This is a genomic window from Agrobacterium sp. LY4 (assembly GCF_001526585.1).
Classification (GTDB): Bacteria; Pseudomonadota; Alphaproteobacteria; order Rhizobiales; family Rhizobiaceae; genus Agrobacterium; species Agrobacterium leguminum.
In genome coordinates, this window is sequence record NZ_ASYA01000043.1 from 1 (window position 1) to 18569 (window position 18569).

Here is an 18569-nt window from a genome sequence, read left to right on the forward strand (position 1 = left end):
GATAGGTAACTGATTGTAAAAGGGAATTTCGTTTTCATGAGCTTATCGGCATAAAAAGACGCCAACGTGCTCCTGGTTTTGCACAGGAGAACAGGCCGCCGGGCATCAAGCCAGGGCTCGCGCCTTCTTTTAGCCCCCTTCCTCGCTAATTGCTTCGTCAACGAAGCGTTAATACGAGACATGCCTGCGCGTGTCCTTATATGGGCTGCTGCGACATGTCCCGCTGGTGCGTCGACCGATTTGACTCCCAGCTTTGAAAGTTGCACACCTTCGCCTGAAGTTTCTGGAGAGCGCATGACCGACGGGGCACAGCTGGTATGACTGCGGATCGCAATGTGATCCGGTCGCTAGGCACAGAACCGCCAATTCTGGCGGAAGGGCGCCGTGCACCCGATCGTCGCGAAATTTCGCTCCGATGGCTTTCCGGCACGTTCCTCACCGGCATTACCTCTTCCATATTGATGGGCGTGGCGCTGTTTGCCGCTCTTGACGGTCGCCAGCAGCTCGCCATTCCCGCCGAAGCCTTCGCCAAGGCGGATATGGGCAACAATGCCACGGAAGCCGCCCGTCGCGGAACGCGCCTCGTCGCACCGAATATCGCGGCCCGGCCGTCCGACCGGTCGATCATGGAAGTTTCCACCGTCATCAATGAAGGCGACAAGGAAGTGGTCCGCAAGGTTCCCTTCTCCCACGTCAAGATTCCGCTGGCGTCAAATTACGCCAAGCAGGATGACTATCCCGCCTTCGACCCCCTGAATATTTTTGCCAGCAACGAGGACAAGGACGCATCGGCACCCGCGCCTAGCCGGACGGGAACGATCTATGGCTCCGAAGTTGAATCCGAAGTCAGCCTGAAGACTGTCGCCTTTCCCGTACAGCATTCCAAATATGCCTTCGCCGGCTCATTGAGCTTCGACGAGGTCGAGGAGGCGGTGCGCTCGAACGGTTCGATCCTGACGGATGGCAACGAGCAGTTGGCAGCGCTCTATTACATCGACCCACGCCGTTTCGATAATGACGACGGCGATGTCGACATTACCGCGGGCCTTGCCGCCCGTGTCGTCGAACAGAACATGTCGGTCTCCACCCCGCAGTCCGCCTCGGTGCCTGTCAAGGAATATGCCGACGACGTGATCCCTGCCCGCCAGACCGAAACCATCGAGGCCGCCCTTTTCGGCGCCGGCTATTCGAAGGCGCAATCCTCGGAAATCGCCGGGCTGCTATCGCCGCAAATCCAGTCGAACAATGTCGAAAGCGGCGATGTGCTGCGCGTCGGCATTATTCAGGAAGACGAGAAAAGCGACATCGTGCGCGTCAGCCTTTATCGCAAGGGCCGCCACATGGTCACCATGGCCATCGATGACAGCAAGCGTTTCATCAAGGCCAGCGAGCCGCCGAAGCTCGATGCCGTGGCGACCGCCTTCGACAGCACCCCGGCGCCTGCCGCCGGACGCGATCTGCCGAGCGTTTATGACGGGGTCTACCGCGCGGCCCTTGCCTACGGCATGAACCAGGGCATGGTTTCGCAGCTCATCAAGCTTCTGGCCAGCAGCGTCGATTTTCAGGCGCAGCTCAAGCCGGCGGATACGCTCGAAGCCTTCTTCTCAGTGGAAGACGCGGATGGCAAGGCGACGGACAAGTCGGAACTGCTCTACGTCAACGCCAAGTTCGGCGACAACGAGACACGTTTTTATCGTTTCCAGAACCCGGACGACAACAGCATCGATTATTTCGATGAAAACGGCAAAAGCATCCGGCAGTTCCTGTTGCGCAACCCGGTTCCGAACGGCCGCATGACATCGGGTTTCGGTATGCGCCGTCACCCGGTTCTGAAATTCAGCCGCATGCATACCGGCACAGACTGGGCCGCCGCCCGCGGCACGCCGATCATCGCGACGGGCAACGGCACTGTCGAAAAGGCCGGATGGGCCTCCGGTTACGGCAACCAGACGCTGATCCGCCATGCCAATGGCTATGTCTCTTCCTATAACCACCAGAGCGCCATCGCCAAGGGCGTCACCGAAGGCGCAAAGGTCCGGCAGGGCCAGGTCATCGGTTATGTGGGATCGACCGGCCTTTCGACCGGCGCGCATCTGCATTACGAGCTGATCGTCAACGGCACCAAGGTGGACGCGATGAAGGTGCGCCTGCCGGGCGGCAAGTCGCTTTCCGGCGAGGCGCTGGCGCGTTTCTCCGATGAGAGAAAGCGCATCGACAATCTGCTGAATATTGACGAAAAGCCCAATCAGGTGGCGAGCCGCTGATCTGCGGAGAGACCCGAACGACAATCCCGGTCATGTGAAAAGGGCCCGGTCATATAAAAAGGGCTCCGTTTCCGGAGCCCTTTCATTTTATGCCGCATCGGCCGTTTCAGCTTCGGCCTCGCCCTTTGCGGGCTTGACCTTGAACAGCAGCCGGTCCGTGCCCGAGGTCACCTTGACCCGCGATCCATCCGGGACTTCGCCGCCGAGGATCATTTCGGCAAGCCTGTCCTGAACCGCCTTCTGGATCACCCGCTTCAGCGGACGTGCGCCGTAAGCCGGATCGTAACCCTTATTGGCAAGCCAGTTGCGGGCATCCTCATCCAGTTCGAGCGAAATCTTGCGATCGCCGAGCAGCGAGATGAGGCGCTTGAGCTGGATTTCGACAATCGCACCCATTTCGTCGCGCCGCAGGCGGTGGAACAGGATGATATCGTCGATACGGTTGAGGAATTCCGGCCGGAAATGCGACCGGACCCGCTCCATCACCAAATCACGAACCGAATCCACATCGTCATTGTCACCCATCTGCGTCATGAATTCCGAACCGAGGTTCGAGGTCATGATGATGATGGTGTTCTTGAAATCGACGGTGCGACCCTGACCATCCGTGAGGCGGCCGTCATCCAGCACCTGCAACAGGACGTTGAACACGTCCGGATGCGCTTTCTCGATCTCGTCGAACAGCACGACCTGATAGGGCCGGCGGCGAACCGCTTCCGTGAGCGCCCCGCCCTCTTCGTAACCGACATAGCCGGGAGGCGCACCGATCAGCCGGGCAACGGAGTGTTTCTCCATATACTCCGACATGTCGAGGCGAACCATCGCGGTTTCGTCGTCGAACAGGAAGCGAGCGAGCGACTTGGTCAGCTCGGTCTTGCCCACCCCCGTCGGGCCGAGGAAGATGAACGAACCGATCGGCCGGTTGGGATCCTGAAGACCGGCGCGCGAACGGCGAACCGCCTTGGAAACCGCCTGAACGGCCTCGCCCTGCCCGACAACGGACTTGGCAAGCTCGTCTTCCATGCGCAGCAGCTTTTCGCGCTGACCTTCCAGCATCTTGTCGACAGGAATACCGGTCCAGCGGGAAACGACATGAGCGATATTGTCCGCCGTCACCACTTCCTGAACCATCGAGCCGGCACCGCTACTATCGCGGGCTTCCGCCGCAGCCAGTTCCTTTTCGAGACCCGGAATGATGCCATAGGTCAGCTCACCGGCGCGCTGGAACTGACCGTTGCGCTGGGCAATCGCCAATTCGTTGCGGGCTTCGTCCAGCCGCTTCTTGAGGTCTGCGGCATGGCCGAGCTTCTGCTTTTCCGCCTGCCAGCGGGCCGTCAGCGCATCCGCCTTTTCTTCCGTATCGGCCAACTCGTCCTCGAGCTTCTTGAGGCGGTCGGCGGACGACTGGTCCGTTTCCTGCTTCAAGGCTTCGCGCTCGATCTTGAGCTGAATGATGCGACGATCCAGTTCGTCCAGTTCCTCCGGTTTTGAATCCACCTGCATGCGAAGACGCGAAGCGGCTTCGTCCATCAGGTCGATTGCCTTGTCGGGCAGGAAGCGGTCGGTAATATAGCGGTTGGAAAGCGTCGCAGCCGCAACCAGGGCCGAATCCGAGATGCGGACCTTGTGATGCTGTTCGTATTTTTCCTTCAGGCCGCGCAGGATCGAGATCGTGTCCTCAACGGTCGGCTCATCCACAAGAACGGGCTGGAAACGGCGGGCAAGGGCCGGGTCCTTTTCCACGTGCTTGCGGTACTCATCGAGCGTGGTGGCGCCGACGCAGTGCAACTCGCCACGGGCAAGAGCGGGCTTCAGGAGGTTGGACGCATCCATCGCGCCATCGGCCTTACCCGCGCCGACCAGCGTGTGCATCTCATCGATGAATAGGATGATGCCGCCATTTTCGGCCTGCACTTCATTGAGCACAGCCTTCAGACGCTCTTCGAACTCACCGCGATATTTCGCACCGGCGATCAGCGCGCCCATATCGAGCGCCATCAGCTTCTTGTCCTTCAGGCTTTCCGGCACGTCGCCATTGACGATGCGCAGTGCAAGGCCTTCGGCAATCGCCGTTTTACCGACGCCGGGTTCACCGATCAGGACGGGATTGTTCTTGGTGCGGCGCGAGAGCACCTGGATGGTGCGGCGGATTTCGTCGTCGCGACCGATCACCGGGTCGAGCTTGCCTTCGCGGGCCTCTTCCGTCAGGTCGCGCGCGAACTTCTTCAGCGCATCGAAGCCCTGTTCGGCATTGGCGCTGTCAGCCGTGCGGCCCTTGCGGATATCGTTGATGACCTGATTGAGCGCCTGCGCCGTTGCGCCGGCCTTCTTCAGGGAAGCCGAAGTGGTGGCGGAGCTTTCAATCGCAAGTGCCTGCAGCAGACGCTCGACAGTAACGAAACTGTCGCCGGCCTTCTTGGCGAAATCTTCCGCGGTCGAGAACACTTTGGCGAGCGGCGCGGTGAGCGAAAGGCCGCCATTGCCGCCGGAAACCTTGGGCAATTTCGCAAGCGCCGCATCATTGGCAAGACGCGCTTCCTTGGCGTTGCCGCCGGCGCGCTCGATCAGCGATGCCGCCATGCCCTGCTCGTCATCGAGCAGAACCTTCAGAACGTGTTCGGGTGAAAACTGCTGATGGTTCTCCGCCAGCGCAAAGGTCTGTGCCGATTGCAGAAAACCACGAACGCGCTCGGAGTATTTTTCAATATTCATAGTCGAACCTCCATAGACCGGCCCGCCCGCTTTCGGCACGGCTCCGGGTGTTAGGGTTGAGGCTCCCTCAAAAGGCAAGCCCCGCCACGACAGCCGTGTTTAAAGGATTTCACGATTGCCGCCTCTCGATGGTCGGTTGCCGGCGAATGCGGCTTCCGTCCGTTCTGCACGAATATGGGAGGCATTTTCATCGGTTTAAAGGGAGAAAAACCCATCATCCGGGAAATTTTCATATGATTTGACAGGCATCAATTCGCCACATGAAACCACGCCGATTGCTGGCTGAATATTTACCGCCAAGCACCAAAAGCAAAAAACTCCGGCAAGCCGGAGTTTTTCGATCGCAGAGTGGTTTGCAGAAGCTGCTTATTCGGCAGCGTTCTCAAGCGTGGCAGGTGCCGCCTCTTCACCGGCCGGCGCATCTTCGCCTTCGGCGCCTTCCGCAGCGGCGGTGCGGCGCGGGCGGCGCTGGCGCGGTCCGGTCGCACGGCGCGTCTTCGGTGCACGTTCGCCAGCCGGAGCTTCCGCCTGCTGCTGCTCTTCCTCGACGGCCACTTCCATGGGCGTGCCTTCGATGACGGGCTGCGGCGCCTGGCTGGCGTCGTAAACCGGCGGCTGCTGTTCGGCGGCTACCTGCGGCTGGCGCGGCTGACGCTCCTGCCGCTCGCGGCGGTCCGGGCGCTCACGACGCTCCTGACGCTGTTCGTTCCGCTCAGTACGCTCCTGACGTTCCGGCTGCTGCGCGCGCTCGGCCTGTTCGGCCTGCTGCTGCGGTGCAACGACGCCTTCATCGCCGTCGTTCACATCCATATCGTCGCCATCGGCAGCATTGTACTCGCCGCGGTCGTCGCGCTGGAAACGTTCCTGCATCTGGGCCTGAGCCGAAGCGATGATGCGGTTATAGTGTTCAGCGTGCTGCAGATAGTTCTCAGCGATCACGCGGTCGCCGGAACTCTGCGCGTCTCGCGCCAGAGCCGCGTATTTTTCCGCTATGTGCTGGGCTGTGCCACGGATTTTAACATCGGGGCCGGAACTGTCATAAGTCCTGGTGAGCGGGTTGCCGCCCTTGCGGTTGAAGTTGTTGTTACCGCCACCATTGTTATTGTTGTTGTTTCCACGCCCCCGGCCGCGCTTGTTTTGCTGTCCTGGCCTCATCAATTGCTCACCTGAATTCTGTTTTGCTGACAATCTGGTTGTTTTCATGCAATTCCGGGCGGAAAACCGCTGGAAATTTTTCCTGAAATTGCTCCATCACGCGCCTTGCCGAAGATAACCCCAGGGCAAGACCTCGCGTATGACGACCGGCTGCGCAAATGCTGCACCGAGCCGCCTGCGAACAAAGTTTACTGATTCACATGCCGGAAACGCCCAGCCTTTCAGGGCTCTTTAAAGAACCCGCTTCGGGACTGACCCATACCCTGACGAATCTGTGTTCGTCCTCAGCCACCCGGCATGTGGCCGCAAACTATCCCGCTTCCTGCGGAAATCCAAGCCTTTTCTTTTGCTGTGCAAAATATCCTTGCAAAAAATCCGCAGACATATCGCGAACAACTATCTCCGGAAGGTCAAAACTCTGTCGTTACCGCCATAATCCTTCACGGCGTCCAGAAGAGAGAAGCCGTGGGAAGCAAATATAGCGGAAACATCAAGCCTTTGATCGAAACCGATCTCCACACCGACAATCCCGTTTTCCACAAGAAAGCGGCCTGCATCGGCAGCGATGAGGCGGTACGGTGCAAGGCCGTCCTGACCTCCATCCAGCGCCGCCATCGGGTCGTGGATACGAACCTCCTGGTCAAGCGTTGCGACGATATCAGTCCTTATATAAGGCGGATTCGACACAATTATGTCAAAGCGGCCAGAGATTTTTTCAAACCAGTCGCTGCGGATGGCCTCGAAGCGCGCGCCGAGATCGTTTCGGGCCGCATTCCGGGCCGCCGTTTCCAGCGCATCGGCGGAAATATCGCTACCGATACCGGTTGCTTCGGGACATTCCTTCAACAGCGCCAGACAGATCGCGCCGGTCCCGGTGCCCATATCCAGAATGCGGGCGCTGCCCTTGGCGGAAACGGCTTTTTTCAGCGCCGGCAACAGCGTATCGACAAGAACCTCGGTATCCGGCCGGGGTTCGAGCGTCTCCTTCGACAAAAGAAGGTCGAGGCCATGAAATTCCCGGTGGCCGAGAATACGATGAACGGGCTCGCCATTCGCCCGTCTTTCGATCATGGTCGCGATACGGGCGCTTTCTTCCGGCGTAACGGCACGATCGGGCTTCATCACGAAATCGGTCAATGAAAAACCGACGACCTCCGCAATCAAAAGCCGCGCATCGAGAAACGGATCGGCGATCCCCGCCGCCTGCAGCCTTTTGCGGGCTGCGGCAAGCGCGTTCGCGACACTCGCTTCAGCCGCCGTGCTCAAAGCTGTTCGCCGAGCTGTGCAAGCTGCCCCGCCTGATAGTCGGCGATCAGCGCATCCACAAGTTCATCGATCTCGCCTTCGATCATCCGGTCCAGCTTGTAGAGCGTGAGGTTGATGCGGTGATCGGTAACGCGGCCCTGCGGAAAATTATAGGTGCGGATACGCTCGGAACGGTCGCCGGAACCAACCTGACTCTTGCGGTCGGCCGAACGTTCGCTATCCACTTTCTGGCGCTCGATGTCGTAAAGGCGCGAGCGCAGAACCTGCATGGCCTTGGCGCGGTTCTGATGCTGCGATTTCTCCGAGCTGGTAACGATCAGGCCCGTCGGCAGATGGGTGATGCGAACCGCGGAATCGGTGGTGTTGACGTGCTGGCCGCCAGCCCCCGAAGCACGCATCGTGTCGATGCGAATGTCTTCCGGGCGGATTTCGATATCGATATCTTCCGCTTCCGGCAGCACCGCAACGGTGGCAGCAGACGTGTGGATGCGGCCGCTCGCTTCCGTTTCCGGTACGCGCTGCACCCGGTGCACGCCGGATTCGAATTTCAGCTTGGAGAACACCCCGCGCCCGCTGATCGTCGCGATAATTTCCTTGTAGCCGCCCGCTTCGCCCTCGCTTGCGGAAAGCACTTCCACCTTCCAGCCCTTGGTCGAGGCGAAACGTTCATACATGCGGAACAGATCACCGGCGAAGAGCGCGGCCTCGGACCCGCCGGTGCCGGCGCGAATTTCGAGAATCGCGCTTTTTTCGTCCGCCGCATCCTTCGGCAGCAGCAGGACCTGCATGTCCTTTTCAAGCTCGCCGATGCGGACCTCGACATCCGGCAGCTCCATTTCCGCCAGGTCGCGCATATCCTTGTCGGTCGACTTGTCGGCCAGCAGCGCCTCTAGATCGGCGGCCTCGGAAACCGCCTTCTCGTAGTCGCGGATTTTCTTCACCACCGGCTCGAGTTCGGAATATTCCGAAGCCAGCTTCACATAGACATCCGCAGCAGGCCCGGCCGACATACGCGCTTCGATCTCACCAAAGCGTCTTTCCAACTCGCGCATTTTTTCGACGGGAAGCTTCGCCACCAGTCACTCCAATAATGAAACAGGTCTTTTAGAGCGTTTTCGCTTTTCTTCGAAAAGCGAAAACGCTCTAACTTTTTGCTTTAACGCATTTCCGGACGGAAAACCGGGGTCCACTTTTCCTGGAAATGCTCTAAACGGGAATGGAATGCGTCGCGGCAAAGCGTAACAACACCTCGCGCGCGCTTTCCAGCGAGTTATGGTCGTCCAGCGCCGCGTTCAGCTCTTCGGCCAGGCGCGCGGCATCGAGCCCGAGCAGCATGGCCTTGACCGGACCGATGGCCGTCGGCGACATGGAAACAGAACGGAAGCCGAGGCCAATCAAAGCCATGGCCGAAAGCGGCTTGCCCGCCATTTCGCCGCACAGCGTGACCGAGGTGTGGTGCCTTTCGCCGGCGCGGACGATATCGCGCAGAATGCGCAGGAACGGCTTGCCGAGATTATCGAAACGATCCGAAACACGCGCATTGCCGCGATCCACCGCCATCGAGAACTGGAACAGGTCGTTCGAACCGACGGAGACGAAATCCACCTCCTGCATCAGCTCATCGAGCTGCCACATCAGCGATGGCACTTCCAGCATGGCGCCGAATTGCAGCTTTTTCGGCAGCGCATGGCTGAATTTGGAAAGATGCTGCACTTCCTTCTGCAAAAGATCGCGAGCGGCGCGGATTTCCGACACTTCCGTCACCATCGGCAACATCATGCGCAGTTCAGCCCCGGAGGCGGCACGGAGCAGCGCGCGCATCTGCGTGCGCATCAGGCCCGGCCGGTCGAGCGACAGGCGGATCGCCCGCCAGCCCAGTGCCGGGTTTTCCTCTTCCTGACCGCGCATATAGGAAACGACCTTGTCGCCGCCGATATCGAGCGTGCGGAAGGTGACGCTCTTGCCCTTCGCCTGCCGCAGAACGGAGCGGTAGAACGCCTCCTGCTCCTCGCCCTTCGGCATGTTGGAGGCGATCATGAATTGCAGCTCGGTGCGGAACAGGCCAATGCCGTCGGCGCCGGATTCGTCGAGCTGCGGCAGGTCCACCAAAAGGCCCGCATTCATCTTCAGATTGACCTTCTGGCCATCCTTGGTGACCGGCTCAACATTGCGCAGCGCGCGGAACTGCTCCTGCCGCTTGGCGCGCAGGCGCACCTTTTCTTCATAGGCACGCTGCAAATCCGACATCGGGCGCAAATGCACCTGACCGTCATCGCCATCGATAATGATGGGATCGTTGTTTTCCGCCAGAGCGACGATACCGGTCGCCTGCCCGATGATCGGAATGCCCATGGCGCGCGCGACGATGACGACATGGCTCGTCACCGCGCCGTCTTCCAGCACCAAACCACGCAGTTTTTCACGCGGATAATCGAGCAGTTCGGCAGCACCCATGGCGCGCGCCAGAACGATGGCGTCGAGCGGGAAGTCCTGCTCCGGCCCACGACCGCCAAAACCGATCAACTGCCGCAGCAGCCGGTTGGCGAGATCGTCGAAATCATGCATGCGCTCGCGCAGATAGGGATCGGTCAGGCGCATCATGCGCGCCTTGGTGTCGCTCTGCACCTTCTCGACCGCCGCTTCCGCCGTCAGGCCGTTGCGGATCGCCTCTTCCATGCGCCGCACCCAGCCCTGATCGTGGGCGAACATGCGGTAGGTTTCCAGAACCTCGCGGTGCTCACCCTCGGTCGGCACATCGCGACGCTGCAGCATGTCATCGATGGAGAGACGCAGCGAGCCGATGGCATCGGCAAGACGCCGGATTTCCGTATCGGCATCTTCATTCAAGAGATTGGTGACGACGATGCGCGGATCGTGCAGCACGACGTGGCCAAGACCGATGCCTTCGCCATAGCCGTCGCCATCGATGGAAACGGCGCGCGTCAGATCCAGCTCCACCCCGGGGCGGGTGATCTTCTTCAACTCGCCGCTCGCCACTATTTCGGCAATGAGCATCGCGGTTGTCTCAAGCGCTTCCACTTCATCCTCCCGGTATGTTCGGCTGGCCTTGTTCTGGACCACAAGAACGCCAAGAGTGCGACCGGAACGCAAAATCGGCACGCCGAGGAAGGAATGATAAATTTCCTCACCGGTTTCAGGAAGATAGCGGAAAGCGGGATGCGCCTGCGCATCGGAAAGATTGAGAGGTTGGGCGGAAGCGGCGATGGTGCCGACAAGACCCTGCCCCATTTTCAGCTGGGCAAGATGCACGGCATCCTTGTTCAGACCTTCGGTAGCGTAAAGTTCCAGCACGCTGTCGGAGCGCAGCACATAGACCGAGCAAACCTCCGCCACCATGTTGCTGGCAATCTGACGGACGATCTGGTCCAGACGGTCCTGCGGTTCAAGGTGCTCCGCCATCATTTCGCGCAGCCGCTTGAGCAGGACGCGCGGACCTGCGGAAAGGTCTCTCATCGCGTTTGCTCCCCGACACTTCCGATCCGAATGTCATAATATTCGAGAATCAAAAGGTCATTTAAAAATTTATAGCGCGAGAAGCGCGTCCCGCAAGGGACACGCTTTCATGAAACGCCACATCGGAAGAACGCAACTCCGAAGAATCGGAGCATCGGGAACCGATGTCTCGGCTTAGCTCTTATCGAGACCGTAGGCGGAATGCAAAGTGCGAACCGCAAGTTCGGCATAGGCGCCGTCGATCAGGATCGAAATCTTGATCTCGGAGGTGGTGATCGCCTTGATGTTGATGTTCTTCTCGGCAAGCGCCTTAAACGCGCTGGCGGCAACGCCAGCGTGGCTGCGCATGCCGATACCGATGACCGAAACCTTGGCGAGACCGGTCTCGTTCTGCGCGACGTCGAAGCCGATCTGGGCCTTGTTGTCTTCCAGAAGCTTGATCGCCTTGGCAACGTCGCCCGAAGGAACGGTGAAGGTCATGTCGGTGCGCGAACCGTCTTCGGAGATGTTCTGCACGATCATGTCGACGTTGATATGCGCTTCAGCGAGCGGCCCGAAGATCGCGGCGGAAACGCCCGGACGGTCGGCCACGCGGCGCAGCGAGATCTGTGCTTCATCCTTGGCATAGGCGATGCCGGTTACGACTTCCTGTTCCACGATTTCATCCTCGTCACAAATCAAAGTACCGGGCGGGTTGATGAGGTCGCCCATGCCCGGCGCATCGGGATCCTCGAAACTGGAGCGAACGAAGGTGCGCACCTTGTGTACCATGGCAAGCTCGACCGAGCGAACCTGCAGAACCTTCGCGCCAAGAGACGCCATTTCGAGCATTTCCTCGAAAGCGATCTTCTTCATGCGGCGAGCCTTGGGCTCGATGCGCGGATCGGTGGTGTAGACACCGTCGACATCGGTATAGATATCGCAACGATCCGCCTTGACGGCGGCGGCAATCGCAACTGCGGACGTATCCGAACCGCCGCGGCCGAGCGTCGCGATGCGATTGTCCGGGCCGATGCCCTGGAAACCGGCGACAACGGCAACCTGCCCTTCACCCATGCGATGGATGATATCCGAACCGTCGATTTCAACAATGCGGGCGGCGCCATGCGCATTGTCGGTGCGGATCGGGATCTGCCAGCCCTGCCAGGAGCGCGCATTGATGCCCATGGATTGCAGCGTGATCGCCAGAAGTCCTGATGTCACCTGTTCGCCGGATGCGACAACCGCGTCATATTCGCGCGCATCGAAAAAGGAGGCGGCGTTGGCGCCGGCCACCTTCGCTGCGTTCTGCACCCAGTCCACCAGCTCATTGGTTTTGCCGGACATGGCGGAAACGACCACGGCCACTTCATGGCCGGCATCCACTTCGCGTTTCACATGCCGTGCGACATTGTGAATGCGTTCGAGGTTCGCGACGGACGTGCCGCCGAATTTCATGACAATGCGAGCCATAGCCTTGACCAGTACCATCCCATTTTCCCGCCGGCTCGTTCAAAGAGCGGACGGACAAGAACAAACCCAGTCGGCTCTTCCTGACAAAGAGCCTCAAGTTGCGGGTCTCTTAGCGAAAAGGCGGGGGGCACGCAATGCCGTTTATGAACCATGCGGTACGCCTTTTTCGCAGCATCGCTTCGGAACAATGGCGGGATGAAAACGTCGAGGGGATAAAGCACCCGCAAAAGAGCGTACCGCAGTGCACTGTACAAACCGGCCCATTCGCAGTATGAGCGCGGCAATGCAACCGGCCAGATGGCCGAAATGGCCCGTATCGGCTGCCCCGGAGACTTTAGGACCTATTGGTTTCGGGCGGATGCGGGCGGCTTCATATCCGAAAGACGGTAGATGACAGACACCCAGGGTATCGCCCCGGCGATCGCGCAGGCGTTGGAAAAACGCGGCTATAATGATTTGACCCCCGTGCAGCAGGCGATGCTTGCACCCGAACTGGCCGACAAGGATGCGCTGGTTTCCGCACAGACCGGTTCCGGCAAGACCGTTGCCTTCGGCATTGCACTGGCGCCGACGCTGCTGCCGGAAAATGGCCGCTTCGGTCAGGCTTCCGCACCCTTGGCGCTCGCCATCGCGCCGACCCGCGAACTGGCCATGCAGGTCAAGCGCGAGCTGGAGTGGCTCTATGAATTCGCCGGTGTCTCGATTGCCTCCTGCGTCGGCGGCATGGATGTGCGCAACGAGCGCCGTGCGCTCGAACGCGGCGCTCACATCGTCGTCGGCACGCCCGGGCGTCTTTGCGACCACATCAAGCGTGGCGCGCTCGATCTGTCGTCCATCCGCGCCGTGGTGCTGGATGAAGCCGACGAAATGCTCGATCTCGGTTTCCGTGAAGATCTGGAATTCATTCTGGAAGAATCGCCGGAAACCCGCCGCACGCTGATGTTCTCGGCCACCGTTCCGCGCAGCATCGCCAAGCTTGCGGAAAGCTACCAGAAGAACGCCGTGCGCATCGCCACCGCTTCCGAACAGAAGCAGCATGTCGATATCGAATACCGCGCCATGCTGGTGACGCCGGCCGACCGCGAGAACGCCATCATCAATGCGCTGCGCTTTTATGAAGCCCGCAACGCCATCGTCTTCTGCTCCACCCGAGCAGCCGTGAACCACCTGACCGCCCGCCTGAACAATCGCGGCTTTGCCGTCGTGGCCCTTTCCGGCGAACTGACCCAGAACGAGCGCACCCATGCTCTGCAGGCCATGCGCGACGGTCGCGCCCGCGTCTGCGTAGCGACCGACGTTGCCGCCCGCGGCATCGACCTGCCGGGCCTCGAACTCGTCATCCATGCCGACCTGCCGACCAATTCCGAAACGCTTCTGCACCGCTCCGGCCGCACCGGCCGCGCCGGTCAGAAGGGCGTCAGCGCCATCGTCGTGCCGATCAACCAGCGCCGCAAGGCAGAGCGCCTGCTGGAAGGCGCCAAGGTCAGCCCGGCATGGGTTCGTCCGCCTTCGGCCGAAGAGATCGTCGAGCGCGATGGCGCCCGGCTTCTGGCTGACCCGTCGCTGACCGAGGCCGTGGCCGAGGACGAGCGCGATTTCGTCACCAAGCTCCTGGAACAGCATGGCGCTGAAAAGGTCGCCGCCGCTTTCGTGCGCCTGTACCACGCCGGACGTTCCGCGCCCGAAGACATCGCCGAAGTCTTGCTTGATAACAATCGCAAGCCGCGCCGCGACAGCTTCGAGACGGTCGAGAACAATGCGCCGCGCCGTGAGCGTTCCGATTTCGCCGACAGCGCCTGGTTTTCACTGTCCGTCGGCCGCAAGCAGAGCGCCGAACCGCGCTGGCTGATCCCCATGCTCTGCCGTTTCGGCAAGATCACCCGCCAGGATATCGGCGCGATCCGCATGCAGCAGACGGAGACCTTCGTGGAACTGGCGGCCGATGCCGTCGACCGTTTCACCTCCGCCATCGGCAAGGATATGACGCTCGAAAAGGGCATCCGTCTGAGGGCGCTGGAAGGCAAGCCGGAAATGACCGGCGGTTTCCGCGAAGACACGCGCCCGGCCAAGGCGCAACGGAAATTCAGCAAATCGGACAATGCGAGCGGCCCCCGCGATGACCGCAAGGGCGACGACAAGCCCTGGAAGAAGAAAAAGCCCTTTGGCGACAAGCCGAAATACGAGGGCAAGAAGGACAAGCCCTTCGAAAAGCGCGGGCCGAAGCCGACGAAGGGCTGAGGACGTCCCGGCTTTCAGGCTTATCGAGATAAAGGTCCCGTTTGCGCGGGACCTTTTTTATTGCGCCATTCTACGACATGACCGCTGCTACCGCTCCTGAGGTCAGTCTTTGGTTGTCACTTCGACAAGCGCCGTGACCGGCTTGCCGTCGACCAGAACAGGCTGATGGTGATCATCTGCCAGCAGAATGCCGATGACGTGCCGACCGGCCGGACTTGGGCAATGTCCGAACCGTGCCTTGATGAGATCACCGCCGAAATCGCTGTTCATACTGTTATAGGCGCGGCCGGGAATGTTGCATGTATCGCCCGAAGGGTCGATTTTCATATGTACATGGCCGCATTGGCCGTCTCCTCCACACTGCCCGGCGGGAAGCAGCTTGAAGTTGCTCTTGACGACGACGCCGATAGCCCGTTCGGGATCATTGCCCAATTCGATCACATCACCGGCCTTTGGCCACACGATTTCCAGCTTCGGGCTGTCCTGCGCATGAGCGGCGGCGATCGGGAAAAATGCAAATGCGAGAGTGATTTTTAAAACCGGGTGCAACATTGAAATCTCCATATCTCAATGTAATCGATGATTACATAAAGCTTCATTCCGACGCAATAAAATAATCAGTGATTACATCCCAATTTGGTGCTACCCAATGGCCTATGGAAAAAGCTCAGGACAAGAAGACGGGACGCGACAGGCCCTACCACCACGGCAACCTTGTCGATGAACTTGTTGCGGCAACAATCGCAATCATCGAGGAACGGGGTGCTGAAAATGTTTCCGTCCGTGAGGCCGCCAAGCGTGCCGGCGTCTCGCCGGGAGCGCCGTTCAGGCATTTCCGTTCAAAAACGGCCCTGATGACTGCTGTCGCAGAGCAGGCGATGAACCGGCTGACCGAATCCGTCGAAACCGCGAGAGCGCAGGCCGGCAATGAGGACCCGCTTGTCGCCTTCGAAGCCATTGGCCACGGTTATCTGCGGTGGGCGCTGGCCAACCCGACACATTTTGAAGTCATAAGTTCGCGAACGCTGATCGACTTCAATTCGTCCGATATTTTACGCGAGCAGAACGATGCCATAAGGCGCTTGATGATAAATCTGCTGATGCAGGCGCGTGAAAACGGCCAGCTCCCCCACGGCCTCGATCTGGATCAGCTCGTACTGGGTGCCCGCGCGCTGGTCTATGGCCTTGCCCGCATGGCAATCGATGGACATTTTCCGGAATGGCATGTTGCCGAGCCCCCTTCGGAGGCAATGCATAAAGTGCTGCATCTATTCATAGGGCAACTCACCAAAAGCTGAGGCCGCCATTAAAAAAGCCCCGCTTTCGCGGGGCTTTCTATTTAACGCAATCACAACACCGGCAATCAGAATTCCAGCGCGCGGTCGCCGTTTTCGTCCTTGATGCGGTTCGGAAGGCCGATCCTGTTCAGGATGTTCAGGAACGGCTTCGGCGGCAATTCTTCGACATTGGCCATCTGCTTCACGTCCCATTCGCCAGTGGCGATGAGCATGGCAGCGGCGACCGGCGGAACGCCGGCGGTGTAGGAAATGCCCTGCGAGCCGACTTCTTCATAGGCTTCCTTGTGGTCGGCCACGTTGTAGATGAAGACTTCGCGTTCCTTGCCGTCCTTGATGCCCTTGACGATATCGCCGATGCAGGTCTTGCCGACGTAATCGGGCGCCAGCGAAGACGGATCGGGCAGCACGGCCTTGACCACCTTCAGCGGCACGACTTCGAGACCTTCGGCGGTCTTGACCGGCTTTTCGGACAGAAGGCCGAGGTTCTTCAGCACCGTGAAGACGTTGATATAGTGATCGCCAAAACCCATCCAGAAGCGCACATCGGCGCCGTCCATGTTCTTGGACAGCGAATGCACTTCGTCATGGCCGGTCATATAGGCCTTCTGCTTGCCGACGACCGGCAGGTCGAATTCCTGGCCGACTTCGAACATCTGGTTCGTCTGCCACTCACCCTTCTGCCAGGAGTAGACGACGCCGGTGAATTCGCGGAAATTGATTTCCGGGTCGAAGTTGGTGGAGAACCAGCGACCGTGGCTGCCGGCATTGATATCGACGATATCGACCGAAGTGACCTTGTCGAAATAATCATCCTTGGCAAGACGCGCATAGGCGTTGACCACGCCCGGGTCGAAACCGACGCCGAGAATGGCGGTAATGCCCTTTTCCTTGCACTCTTCAGCGCGCTTCCACTCGTAGTTTCCGTACCACGGCGGCGTCTCGCAAATCTTGGTCGGATCCTCGTGGATCGCCGTATCCATATAGGCAACACCCGTGTCCATGCAGGCACGAAGAACGGACATGTTGACGAAAGCCGAACCGACGTTGATGACGATTTCCACGCCGGTCTGTTTAATCAAGGCTTTCGTCGCCTCGATATCCATAGCGTCAAGCGCATGGGCCTCAAGTTTCACATCTGTCTTGAGGCTCTTCTTTTCGCGTACGGACTCGACAATCTTGCGGCACTTTCCCAAAGTCCGTGACGCAATATGAATGTCTCCCAATACATCGCTGTTCTGGGCGCATTTATGCGCCACGACCTGTGCTACGCCACCGGCGCCGATGATCAGAACGTTCTTCTTCATTTCAGGTGATGCCTCCTTTTCCCCGCAGGGATGAGCTTCGTTTCATGTTAAAAACAGGGTTTAAGACAGGCTTTGCTCGAAATCGGCAAAGTCGAATTCACGAACGGCGCGAACGGTGCCGTCCAGTTCCTTGATGGCGATGGTCGGCATCTTCACGCCGTTGAACCAGTTCTTCTTGACCATGGTGTAGCCGGCCGCGTCCTGGAAGGAGATGCGGTCGCCGACCTTCAATTCCTTGTCGAAGCGGAAGTCGCCGAAAATATCGCCCGCAAGGCAGGATTTGCCGCAGACCATGTAGGGATGCTCGCCCTCGTTCGGCGAAACCTTGGCGGTTTCGCGGTAGATCAGCAGATCGAGCATATGCGCTTCGATGGAACTGTCGACGATGGCGAGGTTCTTGCCGTTGAACAGCGTGTCGAGAACCGTCACCTCGAGCGTCGTGCTTCTGGTGATCGAGGCTTCGCCCGGCTCCAGATAGACCTGCACGCCGTATTTTTCCGAGAAAGCCGCCAAGCGGTCGCAGAACTGGTCGAGCGGATAATTGTCGCCGGTGAAATGAATGCCGCCGCCGAGGCTGACCCACTCCGCACGCGACAGAAGCGATCCGAATTTCTCCTCGATCTGCGTCAACATGCGGTCGAACAGGGAAAAATCGCTGTTTTCGCAATTATTGTGGATCATGAAGCCGGAAATGCGGTCCATGACCTTGTCGACCTTGGCCACATCCCATTCGCCGAGACGGCTGAACGGACGGGCGGGATCGGCAAGATCGAAGCTCGAGGAGCTGACCTGCGGGTTGAGGCGCAGACCGCGCGTGATGCCGGAGGCCTTGTCGGCGAAACGCTCGAGCTGACCGATGGAATTGAAGATGATCTTGTCCGCATTCGCAATCACCTCGTCGATTTCATAATCGGCATAGGCAACGGAATAGGCATGGGTCTCACCGCCGAATTTCTCGCGGCCGAGACGGACTTCATAAAGCGAGGACGAGGTGGTGCCATCCATATATTGCGACATGAAATCGAACACCGACCATGTGGCGAAGCACTTCAGCGCCAAGAGCGCCTTGGCGCCGGATTTTTCCCGCACATAGGCAATCTTCTCCATGTTGCGAAGAAGTTTTGTCTTGTCGATGAGGTAATAGGGCGTCTGGAGCATGTCGTTTCACATATTGATTGAAGTCAAGGTACGTCTCGATGATGGGCCTTATAGGATGCTTGTGACAGGAAAACAAATGTCCGGCACCGAATTCCTCGAAAATCGCCCCCGAGCCGAAGTGCCATCAAGAAAACCCGTCCCGTTGCGGAACCAAGCCGGCATCGGCGCGTTTGACTGACGGACAGGCGGGTGTTTCGGCCGCCGAAACGAAGCTTCACGGACGGCGGTGATGTGTCGTCGTTCCATCA

General features: G+C 59.4%; 12 protein-coding genes. 3 read left to right on the forward strand and 9 right to left on the reverse strand.

Going from position 1 to position 18569, the window contains the following annotated elements; genetic code table 11:
* The first annotated feature begins 317 nt into the window (after positions 1–317).
* Positions 318–2264, forward strand: coding sequence for a M23 family metallopeptidase (locus L904_RS22030; RefSeq protein WP_020811299.1), 1947 nt, complete (start codon positions 318–320; stop codon positions 2262–2264).
* Between the two features lie 87 nt (positions 2265–2351).
* On the opposite strand, the gene clpB is transcribed toward L904_RS22030, so the two are convergent.
* The 6 genes from clpB to L904_RS22060 all read right to left on the reverse strand — a co-directional run bounded on the left by clpB (position 2352) and on the right by L904_RS22060 (position 12323).
* On the reverse strand, positions 2352–4976 hold the full coding sequence (clpB, locus tag L904_RS22035; RefSeq protein ID WP_020811300.1) for an ATP-dependent chaperone ClpB: 2625 nt from the start codon (positions 4974–4976) through the stop codon (positions 2352–2354).
* A gap of 366 nt (positions 4977–5342) precedes the next feature.
* Positions 5343–6131: a DUF4167 domain-containing protein gene (locus tag L904_RS22040; protein ID WP_003522542.1), complete on the reverse strand. Its 789-nt coding sequence runs from the start codon at positions 6129–6131 to the stop codon at positions 5343–5345.
* Positions 6132–6527: 396 nt separating this feature from the next.
* A complete protein-coding gene (prmC, locus tag L904_RS22045; RefSeq protein ID WP_059762679.1) occupies positions 6528–7397 on the reverse strand; it encodes a peptide chain release factor N(5)-glutamine methyltransferase in 870 nt (289 codons plus the stop codon).
* Positions 7394–8473, reverse strand: coding sequence for a peptide chain release factor 1 (gene prfA, locus L904_RS22050; RefSeq protein WP_020811675.1), 1080 nt, complete (start codon positions 8471–8473; stop codon positions 7394–7396). Before prfA ends, prmC begins: the two co-directional genes overlap by 4 nt.
* A gap of 130 nt (positions 8474–8603) precedes the next feature.
* Positions 8604–10871: a phosphoenolpyruvate--protein phosphotransferase gene (ptsP, locus tag L904_RS22055; RefSeq protein WP_059762677.1), complete on the reverse strand. Its 2268-nt coding sequence runs from the start codon at positions 10869–10871 to the stop codon at positions 8604–8606.
* 174 nt (positions 10872–11045) lie between these two features.
* Entirely contained in the window at positions 11046–12323 is a 1278-nt protein-coding gene (locus L904_RS22060) for an aspartate kinase (RefSeq protein ID WP_035263550.1), read from the reverse strand.
* Between the two features lie 390 nt (positions 12324–12713).
* On the opposite strand from L904_RS22060, the gene L904_RS22065 reads away from it, so the two are divergent.
* On the forward strand, positions 12714–14561 hold the full coding sequence (locus tag L904_RS22065) for a DEAD/DEAH box helicase (protein ID WP_035263546.1): 1848 nt from the start codon (positions 12714–12716) through the stop codon (positions 14559–14561).
* 102 nt (positions 14562–14663) lie between these two features.
* Here L904_RS22065 and L904_RS22070 read toward each other — a convergent pair whose 3' ends face one another.
* Positions 14664–15113 carry a hypothetical protein gene (locus L904_RS22070; protein WP_020811605.1) on the reverse strand — a complete coding sequence of 150 codons (450 nt, stop codon included), beginning with the start codon at positions 15111–15113 and terminating at the stop codon, positions 14664–14666.
* Positions 15114–15217: 104 nt separating this feature from the next.
* Between L904_RS22070 and L904_RS22075 the strand changes: the two genes are divergently transcribed.
* Positions 15218–15859 carry a TetR/AcrR family transcriptional regulator gene (locus tag L904_RS22075; RefSeq protein WP_020811604.1) on the forward strand — a complete coding sequence of 214 codons (642 nt, stop codon included), beginning with the start codon at positions 15218–15220 and terminating at the stop codon, positions 15857–15859.
* Between the two features lie 65 nt (positions 15860–15924).
* Here L904_RS22075 and L904_RS22080 read toward each other — a convergent pair whose 3' ends face one another.
* Entirely contained in the window at positions 15925–17163 is a 1239-nt protein-coding gene (locus tag L904_RS22080; RefSeq protein WP_035263547.1) for a saccharopine dehydrogenase family protein, read from the reverse strand.
* Between the two features lie 60 nt (positions 17164–17223).
* On the reverse strand, positions 17224–18321 hold the full coding sequence (nspC, locus tag L904_RS22085; protein ID WP_020811602.1) for a carboxynorspermidine decarboxylase: 1098 nt from the start codon (positions 18319–18321) through the stop codon (positions 17224–17226).
* Between the last annotated feature and the right edge of the window lie 248 nt (positions 18322–18569).

What these genes read in the sequence shown, in the direction of transcription:
- L904_RS22065 (WP_035263546.1), top strand. Translation starts at nt 12,714, where the DNA reads ATGACAGACACCCAGGGTATCGCCCCGGCGATCGCGCAGGCGTTGGAA.
- ptsP (WP_059762677.1), bottom strand. Translation starts at nt 10,871, where the DNA reads ATGAGAGACCTTTCCGCAGGTCCGCGCGTCCTGCTCAAGCGGCTGCGC.
- nspC (WP_020811602.1), bottom strand. Translation starts at nt 18,321, where the DNA reads ATGCTCCAGACGCCCTATTACCTCATCGACAAGACAAAACTTCTTCGC.
- L904_RS22040 (WP_003522542.1), bottom strand. Translation starts at nt 6,131, where the DNA reads ATGAGGCCAGGACAGCAAAACAAGCGCGGCCGGGGGCGTGGAAACAAC.
- L904_RS22030 (WP_020811299.1), top strand. Translation starts at nt 318, where the DNA reads ATGACTGCGGATCGCAATGTGATCCGGTCGCTAGGCACAGAACCGCCA.
- clpB (WP_020811300.1), bottom strand. Translation starts at nt 4,976, where the DNA reads ATGAATATTGAAAAATACTCCGAGCGCGTTCGTGGTTTTCTGCAATCG.
- L904_RS22060 (WP_035263550.1), bottom strand. Translation starts at nt 12,323, where the DNA reads ATGGCTCGCATTGTCATGAAATTCGGCGGCACGTCCGTCGCGAACCTC.
- L904_RS22070 (WP_020811605.1), bottom strand. Translation starts at nt 15,113, where the DNA reads ATGTTGCACCCGGTTTTAAAAATCACTCTCGCATTTGCATTTTTCCCG.
- L904_RS22080 (WP_035263547.1), bottom strand. Translation starts at nt 17,163, where the DNA reads ATGAAGAAGAACGTTCTGATCATCGGCGCCGGTGGCGTAGCACAGGTC.
- L904_RS22075 (WP_020811604.1), top strand. Translation starts at nt 15,218, where the DNA reads ATGGAAAAAGCTCAGGACAAGAAGACGGGACGCGACAGGCCCTACCAC.